The 15899-nt window shown below is 63.6% G+C and carries 16 protein-coding genes; 9 read left to right on the top strand and 7 right to left on the bottom strand.

What is annotated here, in order from left to right; all coding sequences use genetic code 11:
* Positions 1–21 precede the first annotated feature (21 nt).
* The 4 genes from S7S_RS17065 to S7S_RS17050 are packed head-to-tail and all read right to left on the bottom strand — an operon-like array spanning position 22 to position 3721.
* Positions 22–852, bottom strand: a complete 831-nt coding sequence (locus S7S_RS17065; RefSeq protein ID WP_008732995.1) for an alpha/beta fold hydrolase — start codon at positions 850–852, stop codon at positions 22–24.
* Positions 853–885: 33 nt separating this feature from the next.
* Positions 886–1632 carry an SDR family oxidoreductase gene (locus S7S_RS17060; protein ID WP_008732996.1) on the bottom strand — a complete coding sequence of 249 codons (747 nt, stop codon included), beginning with the start codon at positions 1630–1632 and terminating at the stop codon, positions 886–888.
* A 12-nt stretch (positions 1633–1644) separates the two neighbouring features.
* On the bottom strand, positions 1645–2481 hold the full coding sequence (locus S7S_RS17055; protein ID WP_008732997.1) for an SDR family oxidoreductase: 837 nt from the start codon (positions 2479–2481) through the stop codon (positions 1645–1647).
* A gap of 31 nt (positions 2482–2512) precedes the next feature.
* Positions 2513–3721: an acyl-CoA dehydrogenase family protein gene (locus tag S7S_RS17050; protein WP_008732998.1), complete on the bottom strand. Its 1209-nt coding sequence runs from the start codon at positions 3719–3721 to the stop codon at positions 2513–2515.
* 96 nt (positions 3722–3817) lie between these two features.
* On the opposite strand from S7S_RS17050, the gene S7S_RS17045 reads away from it, so the two are divergent.
* From S7S_RS17045 to S7S_RS17020, 6 genes are all read left to right on the top strand, one after another.
* The gene (locus tag S7S_RS17045) at positions 3818–4720 is read left to right on the top strand and encodes a LysR family transcriptional regulator (protein WP_008732999.1); all 903 of its coding nucleotides are present in this window, start codon (positions 3818–3820) and stop codon (positions 4718–4720) included.
* 70 nt (positions 4721–4790) lie between these two features.
* Positions 4791–5042 carry a helix-turn-helix domain-containing protein gene (locus S7S_RS17040; protein ID WP_008733001.1) on the top strand — a complete coding sequence of 84 codons (252 nt, stop codon included), beginning with the start codon at positions 4791–4793 and terminating at the stop codon, positions 5040–5042.
* A complete protein-coding gene (locus tag S7S_RS17035) occupies positions 5023–6261 on the top strand; it encodes a type II toxin-antitoxin system HipA family toxin (protein ID WP_008733002.1) in 1239 nt (412 codons plus the stop codon). Before S7S_RS17040 ends, S7S_RS17035 begins: the two co-directional genes overlap by 20 nt.
* Positions 6262–6517: 256 nt before the next feature.
* The gene (locus S7S_RS17030) at positions 6518–8293 is read left to right on the top strand and encodes a DUF4153 domain-containing protein (RefSeq protein ID WP_008733003.1); all 1776 of its coding nucleotides are present in this window, start codon (positions 6518–6520) and stop codon (positions 8291–8293) included.
* Positions 8290–8760, top strand: coding sequence for a GNAT family N-acetyltransferase (locus S7S_RS17025; protein ID WP_238582912.1), 471 nt, complete (start codon positions 8290–8292; stop codon positions 8758–8760). The genes S7S_RS17030 and S7S_RS17025 overlap by 4 nt, the downstream gene beginning before the upstream one ends.
* Complete coding sequence (locus S7S_RS17020; protein ID WP_008733005.1) at positions 8744–9133, top strand: hypothetical protein; 390 nt, start codon at positions 8744–8746, stop codon at positions 9131–9133. Before S7S_RS17025 ends, S7S_RS17020 begins: the two co-directional genes overlap by 17 nt.
* Before the next feature lie 92 nt (positions 9134–9225).
* On the opposite strand, the gene S7S_RS17015 is transcribed toward S7S_RS17020, so the two are convergent.
* Together S7S_RS17015 and S7S_RS17010 are read right to left on the bottom strand one after the other, a co-directional pair.
* On the bottom strand, positions 9226–10785 hold the full coding sequence (locus S7S_RS17015; RefSeq protein ID WP_008733006.1) for a flavin-containing monooxygenase: 1560 nt from the start codon (positions 10783–10785) through the stop codon (positions 9226–9228).
* A 286-nt stretch (positions 10786–11071) separates the two neighbouring features.
* Entirely contained in the window at positions 11072–11515 is a 444-nt protein-coding gene (locus S7S_RS17010) for a carboxymuconolactone decarboxylase family protein (protein WP_008733008.1), read from the bottom strand.
* 102 nt (positions 11516–11617) lie between these two features.
* Between S7S_RS17010 and S7S_RS17005 the strand changes: the two genes are divergently transcribed.
* Positions 11618–12400, top strand: coding sequence for a helix-turn-helix domain-containing protein (locus tag S7S_RS17005; RefSeq protein WP_008733011.1), 783 nt, complete (start codon positions 11618–11620; stop codon positions 12398–12400).
* 12 nt (positions 12401–12412) lie between these two features.
* Here S7S_RS17005 and speE read toward each other — a convergent pair whose 3' ends face one another.
* Positions 12413–13264 (bottom strand): polyamine aminopropyltransferase, encoded by an 852-nt coding sequence (gene speE, locus S7S_RS17000; RefSeq protein ID WP_008733012.1) that lies wholly within the window; start codon positions 13262–13264, stop codon positions 12413–12415.
* A 156-nt stretch (positions 13265–13420) separates the two neighbouring features.
* Between speE and speA the strand changes: the two genes are divergently transcribed.
* Both speA and S7S_RS16990 read left to right on the top strand, forming a co-directional pair.
* Positions 13421–15310 (top strand): biosynthetic arginine decarboxylase, encoded by a 1890-nt coding sequence (gene speA / locus S7S_RS16995; RefSeq protein WP_008733014.1) that lies wholly within the window; start codon positions 13421–13423, stop codon positions 15308–15310.
* The gene (locus tag S7S_RS16990) at positions 15307–15897 is read left to right on the top strand and encodes an acyl carrier protein phosphodiesterase (protein WP_008733016.1); all 591 of its coding nucleotides are present in this window, start codon (positions 15307–15309) and stop codon (positions 15895–15897) included. The genes speA and S7S_RS16990 overlap by 4 nt, the downstream gene beginning before the upstream one ends.
* Positions 15898–15899: the final 2 nt, after the last annotated feature.

Here is a 15899-nt window from a genome sequence, read left to right as displayed (position 1 = left end):
GTCTTGTGATCTGCCGGCTCGTCAGGATTGGGCGGGTACCCAATCACTCACGATGAAAGCGTCGATCATGTCGCTGGTATCGGCCGGACACTCCAGCCCGGCGAGATGGGCTGCATTGTCCATGACGCTGAACGATGCACCGGGAATGGCCTCTGCCGCTGCACGGGTTTCGCTGACGGGAAAGGTGGCATCTTCAAGACCGGCCACGACCAGCACCGGCGTGCGGATGGTTTGGTAAAGCGCGTGTTGATCAGGCCGGCGCAAGACCACGCTCTCCACGGCCCAGCGTCCTGAATTGAAATCCACGCGGCCAAGGGCGGCGCGTACGGCGGCCACAACCTGCGGACGTTCCCGCTGGCTGGTGGGCCCCAGGAAAGCCTTCACGGCCTTCGGCAGCAGTGGGCCACGTATTCCGCCAAGCAGGCGCCCGAGCAAAATCATCATCTGGAACCTGATGCGTTGTGCCGGGCCGCAGGGTGAGGCGGTGCCATTCATGAGGATGGCGCAGCCGATGCGCCGGGGATATTGCGCTGCGAACGTGCCGCCCACCATGGCGCCCCAGGAGTTGCCGACATAGTGCGCACGTTCAATGCCCAGCGTGTCCAGAATATTCAGGATGCATTCGGCGCAGGTCGTGAAGTCGAAGTGCCGTGTCAATGTGTCGCTCTTGCCGTGACCTGGCGGGTCAATCAGCACGACGGTGTAGCGCGACGACAATCGGCGCGCCACGTCGAGCCACATGGTGCCGTCCATCAACAGGCTCGGCCAGAACAGAATGGCCGGCCCCTCGCCCGCCATGCGAACATGCAATGCGCCGAGGGCGGTCTGAATGGCACGTTCCTGCAGCATCATCAGGGTGAGGCCTCGCTGGCAGAGTTGATCTGTTCAGCTCATTTTCCTGACCACCGACAACGGCAAATTCCGCATCAGCATCCCAATCATTGTCCACGGCCAGGCCGGCACGCAGGCGGTGGCCTTTTCCTTCTCGATGGCGTTCACCAGTGCCCGGCAACCTGTCTCGGTATCCACCATGAAGGGCGTATTCTTCACCTTCTCGTTGATCTCTGAGCGGATATAACCGGGGAACAGCGTGGTGACCTTGATCGGCTTGCCGAGCATCTCGGAGCGCAGCCCTTCGGCCAACAGCGCAACCCCTGCTTTCGTGGCCGCATAGGTGGTCAGGTTCTTCGGCATGCCGCGCATGGCGCTCATGGACGAGATCATCACCAGGTGGCCGCTGTTCTGCTCGCGGAATATTTCCATGGCGGCTTCGCACTGTGCGAGGGCAGCCACGAAGTTGGTTTCTGCCGTTTGCCGGTTGGCCCAGAAATAGCCCGTGCCCAGCGGCTGGCCCTTGCCCATGCCGGCATTGACGATCACCCGGTCGAGCCGACCGAAGTCGGTGCGGAACGCACGGAACACCTCGAACACCTGCTCGTAGTCGAGCACGTCGAGCGCGCGAACCTCCACACGCACCTGCGGGTGTTTCTGTTTGAGTTCATTGCGCAAGGCTTCAAGCCGTTCTACACGGCGGGCACACAGCGCCAGGTCGTAGCCACGTGCGGCAAATTCCCGTGCCATGCCTTCGCCCAGCCCGGAGCTGGCGCCGGTAATCAGAATGGTCTTCGCCATGGTGAGGCTCCTTCAGGCGGTCTGGTCGGCTTTTTCCAGCTTGCGGCGCAGCATGCGGCCGGCCTTGCCGAGTTCGCGGTTGTAGATATACGGCACGAATTTTTTCAGGCGCCACAACCAGCGGCCTTCGCGGTGCGGCAGGATCAGGAACTGGCCTTTGTCTGCATGACGCACGATATAGTCAGCCACCTGTTCGGCGCTCAGTTTGCCGCCGGCCAGCAGTTTGCGCACGGTCTGTTCCATGCCCGGTTCCGGGGTGCGCATGGATTCGGCCAGATTGGTCTGGAAAAAACTCGGGCATACCACGGAGGTGTGAATGCCATAGGCGCCCAGTTCGTGACGCAGCGTTTCAGATAAAGCCACCACGGCAGATTTGGTGACGTTGTAGGAACTCATCGCCGGTGCGTTGGCGACGGCGGCGAGGGAAGCGATATTGATGAACTGGCCGCTGCCCTGTTGCTTGAACTGGGGCACGAACAGGCGCATGCCGCGGATCATGCCTTTCAGGTTGATGTCGATGATCCAGTCCCAGTCAGCAATGCTGAGTTTTTCCACGCGGCCGCCGCTGGCCACGCCGGCGTTGTTTACCAGCACGTCCAGGCCTTGCCAGTGGGCGACGCACCAGTCGAGCAGCCGTTGCCAGTCGTTGTCGTCGCAAATGTTGCCGGGCTGGAAGTCGATGCTGCCGCCATGCTCTTTGGCCATCTGGCGCAGGGCGAACTGGGTTTCTTCGCCGCGCTGGGTGTTCATGTCAGAAATCAGGACGCGGGCGCCCTGGCGCAGGTAGCGCTCGGCCAGGGCACGGCCCAGGCCGGAGGCACCGCCGGTGATCAGAATTCGTTGCGACATCTTGATGGGCTCTCTTCAGTCAATGCGGCAATCAGCCACGGTATTTCATCAGTTCGAATTTCGCCACCAGCCCGCGATGCACTTCGTCGGGGCCGTCGGCCAGGCGCAGGGCGCGGGCGGCAGTCCAGGCCATGGCCAGCGGGGTGTCTTCACTCAGGCCGGCGCCGCCGTGGATCTGCATGGCCATGTCGACCACGGTCTGCGCCACGTTCGGGCAGATGACCTTGATCTGCGAGATTTCGCTCATGGCGGCCATGACGCCGCGCTGGTCGATCAGCCAGGCGGCCTTCAGCACCAGCAGGCGTGCCTGCTCGATCATCATGCGCGCATCGGCAATGCGCTCGCGGTTGCCGCCGAGGTTCACCAGCGGTTTGCCAAACGCCTGACGTGCCGTGCCGCGCTCGCACATCAGTTGCAGGGCCAGTTCGGCCAGGCCGATCAGGCGCATGCAGTGATGAATACGGCCGGGGCCGAGCCGGCCCTGGGCGATTTCAAAGCCCCGGCCAGGGCCGGCGATGATGTTGCTCACCGGCAGGCGCACGTTATTGAACTCGACTTCGCCATGGCCGTAGGGTTCGTCATACATGCCCATGGTCTGCAGCATGCGTGTCACGCGCACGCCGGGCGCATCTTTGGGCACCAGCACCATGGAATGTTGTGCGTGGCGGTGCGCGCCCGGATCGGTCAGGCCCATGAAGATCAACACGCGGCAGTCCGGGTGGCCGATGCCGGTGCTCCACCATTTGCGGCCGTTGAGCACCACCTCGTCGCCTTCGATGAGGGCGGTGGCGGCCATGTTGGTGGCGTCGGACGAAGCCACGTCCGGCTCGGTCATGCAGAACGCGGAGCGGATCTCGCCGGCTAGCAGCGGCGTGAGCCACTCGGCTTTCTGGGTGTCGCTGCCGTAGTGGTACAGCACTTCCATATTGCCGGTGTCCGGCGCGTTGCAGTTGAAGATTTCCGGGGCGATGGCGCTCTGGCCGGTCAGCTCGGCCACGGGCGCGTAATCGGTGACCGACAGCCCGGCACCCAGCTCGGCATCCGGCAGGAACATATTCCACAGGCCCGCGGCGCGCGCTTTGGCTTTCAGTTCACGAATGATCGGCAGCACCACCCACTTGTCATCCCGTTGCTGGAGTTCGCGGTGGTAGGCGTGTTCGACGGGGCGGATCTCCTCGTCCATGAAACGGCGCACGCGGTCGCAGTAGTCCTGTGCGATCGGGGACAGGCTGAAGTCCATGGGTGGCTCCTGTTGATAACGGCGGGTGGATTGCCAATCACCCGAGTGTATGGAAGGCTTGCCAATGAATCGAATGAATAGTGTGAATCCTCCCGCATGCAAACACTGAATATCGGCAGCATCGACCTGAACCTGTTCGTGGTGTTCGAGGCGATCTACCGCGAAGGCTCCATCACCCGCGCCGCCAGCCTGCTGAGCCTGAGCCAGCCGGCGGTGAGCCATGCGCTGGCACGGCTGCGGGACCGGCTCGAGGACCCGCTGTTCGTGCGCCGTGGCCGGGACATGGTGCCCACGCCCCGCGCCCGTGAACTGATCATGCCGGTGCGCGAGGCGCTGCACGGCCTGCAGGGGTGCCTGACCGGCATGGGCGGCTTCGAGCCGGGGCAGGCGCGCCGCACCTTTGTGCTGGCGCTGCGCAGCGGTCTGGAAGCCTGCGTGCTGCCGGGGCTGATGCGCATGCTGGCGGACGAAGCGCCGGGGGTGGATGTCCAGTCGCTGACCGTGGGCCGGCGCGAACTGGCCTCGACCCTGGCGGCCGGCCGGCTTGATCTCGCCATTGATGTGCAACTGCCGGTGGATGCCGAGATCAGCCAGCAGCATCTGATGGACGTGCCCTTGGTGGTGATGCTGCGTGCCGACCACCCGCTCGCCACCGGCCCGCTGACGCTGGAAAGCTACCTGGTCGCCCGTCACGTGCTGGTGTCCTCGCGCCGACGCGGCCCGGGGCTGGAGGATTTCGGGCTGGCGCAGGCCGGCTACCACCGGCAGATCGCGCTGCGCTGCCAGCACCACCAGTCGGCCATGGCGACGGTGGGTGCTACTGATTTGCTGCTGACACTGCCGCGCGTGCTGGCGGAGCAGTTGCCGTTGCCGAATGTGGTGATCCGCGAACTGCCGGTGCGCCTGCCGCCGTTGTCCCTGTACCTGTACTGGCACCGCGACCAGGAAGACGACCCGGCGTTGCGCTGGTTGCGGAGCCGGGTGCTGGTGGGGCAGTGATGTACCGTAATAATGGTAAATTGGCGGTATAAATGGCATTATTTACCGTAATTACGGTAATGGAGGCCTCATGAATCATCTGGCAGCACTGGGCCGCCGCCTGCGCGAAGCCCGTCGCCGGCGGTTCCCCGACGATGATATGCAGGCGTTTGCCCTGCGTATTGGTGTGGCCCGGTCCACCCTGCAAAAGATGGAGCAGGGCGATCCGGGCGTGGCGCTCGGCCGCTACTATGCTGCCGCCGAGGTGCTGGGCCTGGCGTCAGGCTTCGAGGCGTTGTTTGTGATGGAGGCCAGTCTGTTCGATGACGACGGCACGCTATGACATCCACCTGAATACATCTCCCACTGGCCGCATCTGGGCGGCGGAGATGGTGCTGGAAGAAGATCGCGGCCTGTTGCAGCGCGTCGGGTTCCGCTATCGGGCCGACTATCTGGCGGCGCCGGGTGCCTTCCCGTTGGACCCGCGTCAGTTGCCGCTGCAATCCGGGGAAGTGGTGTTGCGTTGTGCTGGCGGTATGCCGGGATTCCTCGACGACTACCTGCCGGATGATTGGGGCCGCAAGGTGCTGGCGCGCCTGGCACTTTATCGCGACCAGCAGCGCCTCAATGCGCACAGCGCTATCGACATGCTGGCCATGGTGGGGGCGTCACGCATTGGTGCATTAAGTGTGGTGCCGCGCGGTGAGACGCCGGGCTGGGAGCTCGGCACGCCCCTTGCCCAATTGGCGCGTGCAGAAGACGCCGCGCAGCACATCGACAACCCGGCATATCTGCGTCTGTACCCGGATGACATGAGCCTGCTGTACCTCGCCAATGCGGGCAGCGGTGTCGGTGGCGCACGTCCCAAAGCGCTGTTGTACGACAACGGCCGGCACTGGCTGGCAAAGTTCAACCGATTGGGGCAGGACCGCTACAACAATGCCCGCGTGGAGCTTGCTTGCCTGCGCATGGCGCACGCTGCGGGCATTGGCGTGCCGGACGGGGAGGTGCGGGAAGGCATCAATGGGCGTGAAGTATTGCTGGTCGATCGTTTCGATATCGATGCCCACGGCCTGCGACGGCACTTGCTGACGATCAACAGCCTGCTCAAGGAATCGGCCAGCCAGCGGGATCATGGCGGGGTGTTTCGCTATGACGATATTGCGGCGTTGCTGCGCCGTTATTCCGTGGCCATCGAAGCGGACCTGGCCCAATTGTTGCGGCTGATGCTGTTCAACCGCGCGATCAACAACCTGGATGACCACGAGCGCAATTTTTCGCTGTTCTGTGATGCGTCAGGCTGCCGGCTGGCGCCGGCCTACGATCTGGTGCCGTCGCTGAGTGTGGGGGAGTATCCCGTGGCGGGGTTCGGCCTCAAGCCCTGGGCGCCGCGTCCGTCCGAAGTGACAGCACTGGGCAAGGTGTTTGGTCTGCCCCGGCCCGAAGTGGAGGCCGGCGCCGAAGCCGTGATGCACGCCGTTTCCCGGTGGCGTGATATTGCCGAAAGCACCGGGGTCAGTGACGAAGATGCCGCGCAGATAGCGCGTTGCCTGATGCCCTGATAGCGCACTGATCAACGGCGGAATCTTCCCGCACGTATCGGTCTATAACAGGGTGTTGAAAACGCCTCGTCGATGCTTCTTCAAGCCACCTTTGCGGCGCAGAGCCGCAAAAGCTGGGCACGGAAAAGCAATCGCTGTCGCGTTTGATTTTGCTGACGGTTCAATCGAGCCGTCAGCGCAGGCTGCTTTTCAGCGGCCTGCTAAACGACGTCCGTCATGCCGCCGGGCCTCACTCCTTCTCAATGCAGGGAACGCCATGTCACAGGAAATCGAACACACGCCCGCCGCCTCGCGTCTGCTGATGCTGATCGGCACAGTGCAGGGCGCTCTGCTGTGCTGGCTCTGGCAGGCGGCGGAATACACAGTCTGGCCGGCCACCTCGCCAATGTGGCTGGGGGCCTTGTTATGGCTCGCCTTCGCGGTGCCCGGTGCCTGGTATCTGTCCGCGCAATCAGGCATGGGACGCCGCCAGTGGGGCGGGCTCATGCTGGGTGTGGTGATCGTCTACGGGCTGCTCGGTGTGTACGCCGGCTGGGTGAGTGATCCGCTGGAGACGGTGGCCTCTTCCCATGGCTGGGGTCTGGTAGCGAACGGGCCGGGGCAGGTGCTGGGTGCGCTGGTGGCGCTGTTCGTGGTGGTGCCGCTGGTTGCGGGCTGGCGGCAGGGGCGCTGGGATTATCACCACCTGTTCGAGCTGGCCTGGCGCAACGGCATGTTGCTGGCGAGCGTGCTGGCCGTGACGCTGCTGTTCTGGGCGGTGCTGACGGCCGGCGCGATGTTGATGGACAGCATCGGGCTGGATTTTCTCAAGCGGCTGATCCGTGAGCCGGTGTTTATTTTCCCGGTGACGGGCATTGTCGTCGGCAGTGTGTTCGCGCAGGGGCTGGCGCGGGTGGGGTTGCTGGGTGGTTTGCGGCGCTACTGGCTCGGCCTGAACAGTTGGCTGCTGCCCTTGCTGTTGTTGTTCGGTGTGTTCTGGGTGCTGGCGTTACCGCTGACGGGCCTGGACACCTTGTTTGCCACCGGCTCGGCGGCCTTTTTCCTGTTGTGGTTTGCTGTGCTGGCGGTGAATTTCATCAACTGCGCCTGGCAGGATGGCGCGCAGTCGCCGCCTTATCCGCGCTGGCTGGCGCTGGCGATCAGCGTGGCCTGGCTGTCGTTGCCGGTGGTGGTGATTGTGGCGGGCGTTGCGCTGTCGATGCGGATTCATCAGTACGGCTGGACGGAGGATCGCATCTGGGCGTTGTTTGTCTGGTTGCTGATCACTGTCTACGCACTGGGCTACAGCCTGTCCTGGTTCCGGCGGGGCGGCTGGATGCGCAGCATCGGGCCGACCAATATCACGGTGGCGGTGGTGGGGCTGATCACGCTGGCGCTGTTGCTCTCGCCGGTGATGGACCCTCGCCGTCTGGCCGTGGCGGATCAGGTGGCGCGCTTGCTGGACGGGCGCGTCAGCACCGAGTCGTTTGATTTTTATTATCTGCGGCACCGCTCGGACCGCTGGGGCCTGATGGCGCTGACGGCATTGTCGGCACAGCAGGGCGATGCGCGCCTGACGGATATTGCGACCCGCGCACGCCAGACGCTGGCGGCTTCCCCGGGCGCGTCGTCCGATGTGCTGAGTGCAGAGGAAGTGCGCAGGCAGATCACCGTGCTGCATGGGCCGGGTGGCACTGCCGTGTTGCCCGATGATCTGGTGGCCCACCTGCAAGAGAAAGGCGATAGCTGGGAGGCGGTATATTGCCTGTCGCCGCAACGCCAGTGCGCCATCTGGCTGACGGACCTGAACAATGATGGCGCGGACGAAGCGGTCGTGCTGGTGCGCTATGCCGCCAATGCGATCCCCGAGAGCTGGTTGCTGGCGCGCGGTGACACAGGCTGGCGGCGCGTCGGCTCGTTTGGCCGGCACATGGGGTACGACCTTTGGCGCCAGCACATCGAGGCGGGTGACCTGGCGCCAGCGGCACCGGTATGGCCGGACCTGCTGATGGGCGAGCAGCGCCTGCCACTGGTTAACCAGGACACACCGTGAGTGCACTACGGATACAACCGATCGCACCGGCGGCATTGCCCATGGCGCTGCTGCACGAAGCAGACCCTGACGAAAATAAAGTGCGCGGCTATCTGCCCAACGCGCAATGTTATGCGGTGCTGCGCGGTGAAGAGATTGTCGGCGCCTGTGTGCTGGCTCCACACGGTGATGACGGCCTGGAAGTGATGAACATCTCGGTGCTGCCCGCCGTGCAGGGGCAGGGTGTCGGCACGCGTCTGCTGGCGGCGGTGATTGACGCCGTGCGTGCGCAGGGCACCCGGCGGCTGTGCCTGGGCACCGGCACCTTCGGTTACCAACTCGCGTTTTATCAGCGCGCAGGCTTTCGCGTGGCGGCGGTAGAACGGGATTACTTCACCCGCCATTATGACGCGCCGATTTTTGAGCAGGGTATTCAGCATTGCGACCGACTCTGGCTGGAGAAGACACTGGATGACACGCACGACTGATGCTGTGCTGCTTTGCCTGGCTGTGTTCTGGCTGTCGGGTTGCGCAAGCAAGGCGCTGGCGCCGCACCCTGAGTACGGTACACCACAGAGTTTATTGGCCATGCTCCGTCAGAATCCGGATGTCCAGGTGCAGCAGCAGGAGGGCTGGACACTGGCCATTGACGAAACACATCAGCGTATCTGGCTGTTTACGCCGCCGACGCATGCGGCGCACCCGGCGGCGCTGAAACGGGAACTGGTAGAACAGGAAGGCGTGCTGGTGGTGCGTACGGGCGTTCTGTGTGGTGCGCCGCAACCGGTGTGCGATGAGCTGCTGCAGGAAACCGAGCGGGTGGATGAAATATTGCGTGGCATGCTGCCGGGCGCGGAATGAAAAGAGTCATTGCATGCCAGGCGCGGCAGGGTGTCGCGATGCGCGGCGAATAAACCAGAACGCCCCTCCGCGAGGGAGGGGCGTGGATTACATCAGGCGGAGGCTTTTACCGCGCTTTTCGGTGCCTTGGCCTTGGCGGTGGCTTTCTTGCGTGGTGCTGCCTTGGCGGGTTTCTTTGCCGTCGTCTTTTTTGCCGCCGGCTTCGGGTTGGCAAATTCCACCGACCCATCATCCACCTTGCTGTAGCGCAGCATCGCCAGGTCAAAAGCATAGTTCTGCTTCAGCTTCCAGGGTGCTTTGTCGCCCTGCTTGGGGAACTTGTTCACGGCCCGCTGGATGTAGCCCGACTGCATGTCCATAAACGGCTGTTCTGCCATGTCGGCCGGTACGCGTGGGACGCAAATGCGTGTGCCGGTGTTGTCCATGTGCTTGAGCAGGCGGCAGATATATTCACAGCTGATGTCGGCTTTCAGCGTCCAGGAGGCGTTGGTGTAGCCGAAGATCATCGCCGCGTTCGGCAGGTCACTCAGCATCAGCGCCTTGTAGGCGGTGGACTGGTTGATCTCGAACGGCTTGCCGTCGACATTGATCTCGGCGCCGCCGAGCAGTTGCAGGTCCAGGCCGGTGGCGGTGATGATGATGTCCGCATCCAGTTGCTGGCCGGATTTCAGCCTGATGCCGGTTTCGTTGAAGGTCTCGATATGGTCGGTGACCACCGATGCCTTGCCTTTCTTCAGCACTTTGAACAGGTCGCCGTTGGGCACTGCGCACAGGCGCTCGTCCCACGGGTTGTAGCTCGGCGAGAAGTGCGACATGTCGAAATCTTTGCCCAGTTGCCAGCGCGCCTGCTTCAGCAGCAGGCGGCGCATCATGCGCGGCCGCGACTTGGACAGTTTGTAGACCAGCATTTGCAGGCCGACGTTACGGGTACGCGCGAGGCGATAGACCATTTTCTCCGGCAGGAAACGGCGCAGTTGCACCGAGATCGGGTCTTCCTGCGGCACGGTGGCCACATAGCTCGGCGAGCGTTGCAGCATGGTCACATGCGCGGCATCGTCGGCCATCGACGGCACCAGCGTCACGGCGGTGGCGCCACTGCCGATGATCACCACGCGCTTGCCACGGTAATCGAGATCTTCCGGCCATTTCTGCGGGTGGATAACCTGGCCCTTGAAGCTGTCGCGGCCGGGGAACTCCGGCGTATAGCCGGCTTCATATTTGTAATAGCCGGTGCAGGCAATGACAAAACCGGCGGTGATTTCCACCAGTTCATCGTCTGCCGTGCGGCGTGCCTGCACGGTCCACAGCCCTTCTTCACTGGACCAGTTCGCGCTCTGCACGCGGTGACCGAAACGGATATGCGGGCGCACGTTGTATTCGTCGGCGGTTTCGTTGATGTAGTCGCGGATCGACGGGCCGTCGGCAATCACTTTCGGGTTGGTCCAGGGCTTGAACGAATAGCCAAGGGTGTACATGTCGGAGTCGGAACGAATGCCCGGATAGCGGAACAGGTCCCAGGTGCCGCCCACGGCGTCGCGGCCTTCGAGGATGGCGTAGGTCTTGCCGGGGCACTCGCGGGTCAGATGGCAGGCGGCGCCGATGCCGGACAGGCCGGCGCCGATGATCAGCACATCAACATGTTCTTTGGACATAAGCTGCACTCTCGGTAATGAGCAATAAAACCTGGCCCGTGGGGCCGAAGCGTGGTGGTGACGGGCACACACCGACGTTTTTGTTCGAAGCCTGTCGTCACATAGCTCGGGATATAACCCAGGACAGGCATGCTAGCACCGGGGGTACAGATGGCCCCGGCGGATGGGGCCAATTTAACTGTTACATTGGTCAATGGCATGGCCCGACCGCCCCGTCACCGGTGCGATCAGGCCAAGCTTGTGGCAGGCAGACATGCCGGATTGTCGTACAGTTTCCGGGGCTGCCTCAGGCACCATCCGGCGCGCGGCGCAGGCTCACCGCCACGCGATTCAGCGCATTGATGTTGGCGATGCACAGCGTCAGATCGACGATTTCCGCGTCGGTGAACACCGCTTTGACGGCGTCGAAATCCGCATCGGGCGCATGCGTGGTGGCAATATCGGTCAGGCTCTCTGCCCAGGTCAGCGCGGCCCGCTGCTGTGCGTCGAACAGCGTGCCGGCTTCGCGCCAGGCGGCCAGGCAGTCCAGTTGCCGTTGGCTGAGGCCGGCGTGGCGCGCTTCCGGTGCGTGCAGCGACAGGCAGTAAGCGCAGCCGTTGATCTGCGAGACGCGCAACTCCACCAGCAACGACAACGCGGGCGTCAATTGTTTCAGGTGCCGGCGCGTGCCGGCCAGGTGCAGGATCGCGTCTTTATTGTGCGCGTAATAATCCAGACGGGCGTCAGACATGATGCATCTCCATTTCAGTGCGGGTACGCTCAGTCTGAACAATCGCCTGCCGCCGGCATTGTAGTTTTGCGGCGTTGTACGTCTGCCCTGGAGCGTGTCCGTATGTCCCCTCCCGAACAGGTCGCGCTGGTGCGCGTGGCCCCCTCGCCGCCGTTACGGCCGCTGGTGCAGAGCCTCTGGTGTCTGGACACTCGTGCCGGAGACGGGTCAGATCAGGCGGCATTGATGCACCCGGATGGCGGCACCTCGCTGATACTGAGTTACGGCGCGCCGCTGGGGCTGGCGTCGACGCCGGGGCAGGGGCTGATCTGGGCGCCGGCATTGCCGCAGTCCGGGCAACTGCTGCCGGCGGCCGGGCGCTATGCGTTTGGTGTGCGTTTCCATCCCGCCGGGGTGCGGGCGCTGTGGGATTGCCCGGTGCCGGACATCGATGACCTGTTGCTGTCTGCGCGCGCTGCCGCGCCGCTGCATGCACTGCACGAGCAAATGGCCCTGTTGCCGGACACGCACAGCCGGCTTGCCTACCTTGACCAGTGGCTGCTGACGCACCTGCGGCCACAGCGACCCTCGCCCGCCGTCAACGGCACCATGCAGGCCCTGCGGGCAATGAAGCCGTTGCCGGAGGTGCTGGCGGATGTGCCGTTGTCACGGCGTGCGCTGGAGCGGCGTTTCCTGATGGAAGTGGGCATGAGCCCGAAGCAGTTTGCGCGCGTGGCGCGGGTGGCTAGTGCGCGGCGCCTGCTCAAGCAGCCGCTACCGCAGCGCCCCAGCCAGGCGTGGCTGGCGCAGCAACTGGGCTACTTTGATGAAGCGCATTTTATCCGGGACTTTCAGCGGGTGGTGGGCCTGACGCCGGGTCGTTATGCCCGGCGTCAGTCGTCCTGATCTGTTGGCGGATCAGGACAGGGCTTTCTTCATGAACGGCGGCAGCGTCAGCGCGCCGCGATGGATGTCGGCGGTGTAGTACTGCGTCTCGAACGGTTTCGCGGCGGCGTCCTTTTCACGGAAGCGCGTCACATCGGTGCCCTTGCCGGCCATCGTGCAGCTCCACCAGCCGCTCGGGTAGCAGGGTTGCGGGAACGGCAGCGTCTGCGTGCTGGTGAAACCGGCTTCACGCATGTTCACGTGCAGGTCGCGGATAATGCTGACGCTGTGCAGCAGCGGTGATTCGCTTTGCTGCACGATGATGCCGCCGTCGCGGAGTACGCGGTGGCAATCACGGAAGAAATCCGCCTTGAACAGGCCTTCCGCCGGGCCGACCGGGTCGGTGGAGTCAACGATGATCACGTCGATGCTGCCGGCGTCGCATTCGCGCATCCACTTCACGCCGTCAATGAACAGCAGCTCCGCGCGCGGGTCGTTGTTCGACTCGCACAGCTCCGGGAAATATTTTTCCGACAGGCGCGTGACCATTTCGTCGATGTCGATCTGCGTGGCTTGCTCAACGCCGGGGTGGCGCAGCACCTCGCGCAGCGTGCCGCAGTCGCCGCCGCCGATGATCACCACGCGCTTCGGGTCCGGGTGGCTGAACAGCACCGGGTGCGACATCATTTCGTGGTACAGGAAGTTGTCGCGGCTGGTGACCATGGTTGCGCCGTCGATGGTCATCAGGTAGCCGAAGGTGTCGGTGTCCCACATCTCGATGTGCTGGTACTCGGTCTGCACCGCCTCCAGCCTGGCTTTCAGCCGCAGGCCAAAGGCCGTACCGGCGCTGTCAAAGTGCTCGACAAACCATTTTTCGTCTGACATGGAACAACCTCATCGGTGGCGCACCGCCCGGCAGGAGCGGCATGGGGGGCGAAAGCGGCCATTCTAGCGGCTGAAACAAGGCAGTCCCATGAAAAATTTCACTTGGACCCCGCGCCAGCTCTGGGATAATGCCGGCATCACCCACCGGGAGCAGCAATGAACCACTGGAGCACCACCGACGCACTGAATATCTACAACGTGGAACGCTGGGGCGACGGCTATTTTGGCGTCGACGACGACGGCCATGTCACGGTCTGCCCGAACGGCCACCCCGGCGCCGGCATGGCGCGGCTGGACGCCGTGTTTGCCGCTTGCCGTGCCGCCGGGCTGCGCTCGCCGGTGCTGGTGCGTTTCGACGGTATTTTGCGTCACCGGGTGCAGATGCTGGCTGGCGCGTTCCGCGAGGCCATCGCCGGGCAGAGCTACCAGGGCGGCTACACGCCGGTGTACCCGATCAAGGTCAACCAGCAGCGCCGTGTGGTGCAGGAGATCATCCAGGCCCGTGAACTGGGTGAGCCGGTCGGTCTGGAAGCCGGTTCCAAGCCGGAACTGCTGGCGGTGCTGGCGCACTCCGGTGAGGCCGGCAACACGATCGTCTGCAACGGCTACAAGGACCGCGAGTACGTGCGCCTGGCGCTGATGGGCGAGAAGCTCGGCTTTCGCGTGCACATCGTGGTGGAAAAGCTGTCTGAACTGCCGGTGATCCTGGCCGAGGCCAAGGCGCTCGGCGTGGTGCCGCGCCTGGGCCTGCGTGTGCGGCTGATGTCGATCGGCAAAGGCAACTGGCAGAACACCGGCGGTGAAAAATCCAAGTTCGGCCTGTCGGCCTCGCAACTGGTACAGGCGGTGGAAACCTGCCGCGACGCGGGCTATCTCGACAGCATTCGCATGCTGCATTTCCACCTTGGTTCGCAGGTGGCGAATATCCAGGATATCAAGGTCGGCATGCGCGAGGCCGCGCGCTACTACCAGGAGCTGCGGGCGCTCGGCGCACCGGTGGACACGCTCGATGTGGGCGGCGGTCTGGGCGTGGACTACGAAGGCACACGCTCGCGTTCCGCCTGCTCCATGAACTACGGCCTGGCCGATTATGCCTGGCACATTGTGCAGACCGTGCGCGAAGCTGCCGAGCGGGCCGGCCTGCCGCAACCGAACCTGATCAGCGAATCCGGCCGTGCGCTCACCGCGCACCACGCTGTGCTGCTGGTGAACATCATCGACCGCGAACAACTGCGCGTGCAGGACGTGCCGCCGCCGGCGGCCAGCGCTGCAGAAGACGTGGTGACGCTGTGGGCGCTGCTGGAAACCCTGCGCGGCCCACGCCCGCACCTGCTGGAAACCCATCAGGAAGTGCTGGCGGTGTGGCAGGACGCGCACCAGCGTTTCCTGCTTGGCGAGTTGAGCCTTACCGAACGCGCCATGGCGGAAAAGCTGTATGTGAACTGCCTGCTGTCGATCCGCGCGCAGCTTGATCCGCAGCGCAAGCATCAGCGCGCACTGCTGGACGATCTCAACGAGATTCTGGCGGACAAACTGTTCGTGAACTTCTCCGTGTTCCAGTCTGTACCGGATGTCTGGGGGATCGACCAGATTTTCCCGATCCTGCCGCTCGCCGGCCTGGACCAGCCGCCCACCGTGCGCGCCGTGTTGCAGGACATCACCTGCGATTCCGATGGCCGCATTGACCAGTATGTCGATGGCGAAGGGCTGGAGACGACGCTGCCGCTGCCGGAAAACGCGGGGGACGAACTGGGTATTTTCATGGTCGGCGCCTATCAGGAAATTCTCGGCGACATGCACAACCTGTTCGGCGACACCGATTCCGTGGACGTGGATATCGACGCTGCCGGCAACATTCACCTCGACCAGGCCATTCAGGGCGACACCGTCAGTTCCGTGCTGCGCTACGTGAATTACGAGCCGGATCAATTGCTGGAGACGCTGGCGGCCCACTGTCGCCGCGCGGCACTGAGCGAGCAGGAACGGCAGGATTTCATGGCAGAAATCCGCGACGGCCTGGCCGGCTATACTTATCTGGAAGAATGAACTACTTCGCGCACCTCACACTGGCGCAACCCACGACGGCATCCAAAGTCGGCAACCTGATGGGGGATTTCATGCGTGGGGTGCGCGAGCAGGATCTGCCGCCAGCGGTGCGCAGCGGTCTGCACAATCACCGCCTGGTGGATCATTTCACCGACACCCACCCGCTGGTGGTGGACAGCCGCCGCCTGTTTTCTCCTGCACGCCGTCGCTTCGCCGGCGTCGCGATGGATGTGCTGTTCGACCACTTTCTGATTCAGCATTGGGGCCGGTTTTATGATCAGCCTGTGCCGCAGGCGATTCGTGATGAGTACGGCTGGTTACGCACCGGCCAGCCGTTGATGCCGGCACGCATGCAGGTGGTGACCGGGCGTATGGTGAATGATGACTGGTTCAGTCATTACGCCAGCCTGAACAATGTCGGCGAGGCGCTGGACCGCATTGCCGGTCGGGTACGCTTTGCAAACCAGTTTCACGGCATGATTGAAGAAATCGATCGCCATTACGCGGAACTCGAAGCGGTGTTCCTGACGCTGTACCCGGCGTTGCGTGCCGAGGTGGCGAAGCAGGGGCTGGAGTCAGCAGGCTGAAA

Origin of the sequence: Isoalcanivorax pacificus W11-5, from assembly GCF_000299335.2 — a bacterium.
Lineage (GTDB): Bacteria > Pseudomonadota > Gammaproteobacteria > Pseudomonadales > Alcanivoracaceae > Isoalcanivorax > Isoalcanivorax pacificus.
The sequence above is the reverse complement of the archived record's forward strand: the minus strand, read 5'-3'. Positions and strand labels throughout refer to the sequence as shown.

Excerpts from the sequence above, each read along its gene's own strand:
- S7S_RS17015 (WP_008733006.1), bottom strand. The coding sequence starts at position 10,785 with ATGTCCAAAGAACATGTTGATGTGCTGATCATCGGCGCCGGCCTGTCC.
- S7S_RS17045 (WP_008732999.1), top strand. The coding sequence starts at position 3,818 with ATGCAAACACTGAATATCGGCAGCATCGACCTGAACCTGTTCGTGGTG.
- S7S_RS17040 (WP_008733001.1), top strand. The coding sequence starts at position 4,791 with ATGAATCATCTGGCAGCACTGGGCCGCCGCCTGCGCGAAGCCCGTCGC.
- S7S_RS16990 (WP_008733016.1), top strand. The coding sequence starts at position 15,307 with ATGAACTACTTCGCGCACCTCACACTGGCGCAACCCACGACGGCATCC.
- S7S_RS17035 (WP_008733002.1), top strand. The coding sequence starts at position 5,023 with ATGACGACGGCACGCTATGACATCCACCTGAATACATCTCCCACTGGC.
- S7S_RS17050 (WP_008732998.1), bottom strand. The coding sequence starts at position 3,721 with ATGGACTTCAGCCTGTCCCCGATCGCACAGGACTACTGCGACCGCGTG.
- S7S_RS17020 (WP_008733005.1), top strand. The coding sequence starts at position 8,744 with ATGACACGCACGACTGATGCTGTGCTGCTTTGCCTGGCTGTGTTCTGG.
- S7S_RS17055 (WP_008732997.1), bottom strand. The coding sequence starts at position 2,481 with ATGTCGCAACGAATTCTGATCACCGGCGGTGCCTCCGGCCTGGGCCGT.
- S7S_RS17065 (WP_008732995.1), bottom strand. The coding sequence starts at position 852 with ATGATGCTGCAGGAACGTGCCATTCAGACCGCCCTCGGCGCATTGCAT.
- speA (WP_008733014.1), top strand. The coding sequence starts at position 13,421 with ATGAACCACTGGAGCACCACCGACGCACTGAATATCTACAACGTGGAA.
- S7S_RS17060 (WP_008732996.1), bottom strand. The coding sequence starts at position 1,632 with ATGGCGAAGACCATTCTGATTACCGGCGCCAGCTCCGGGCTGGGCGAA.
- S7S_RS17010 (WP_008733008.1), bottom strand. The coding sequence starts at position 11,515 with ATGTCTGACGCCCGTCTGGATTATTACGCGCACAATAAAGACGCGATC.
- S7S_RS17005 (WP_008733011.1), top strand. The coding sequence starts at position 11,618 with ATGTCCCCTCCCGAACAGGTCGCGCTGGTGCGCGTGGCCCCCTCGCCG.
- speE (WP_008733012.1), bottom strand. The coding sequence starts at position 13,264 with ATGTCAGACGAAAAATGGTTTGTCGAGCACTTTGACAGCGCCGGTACG.
- S7S_RS17030 (WP_008733003.1), top strand. The coding sequence starts at position 6,518 with ATGTCACAGGAAATCGAACACACGCCCGCCGCCTCGCGTCTGCTGATG.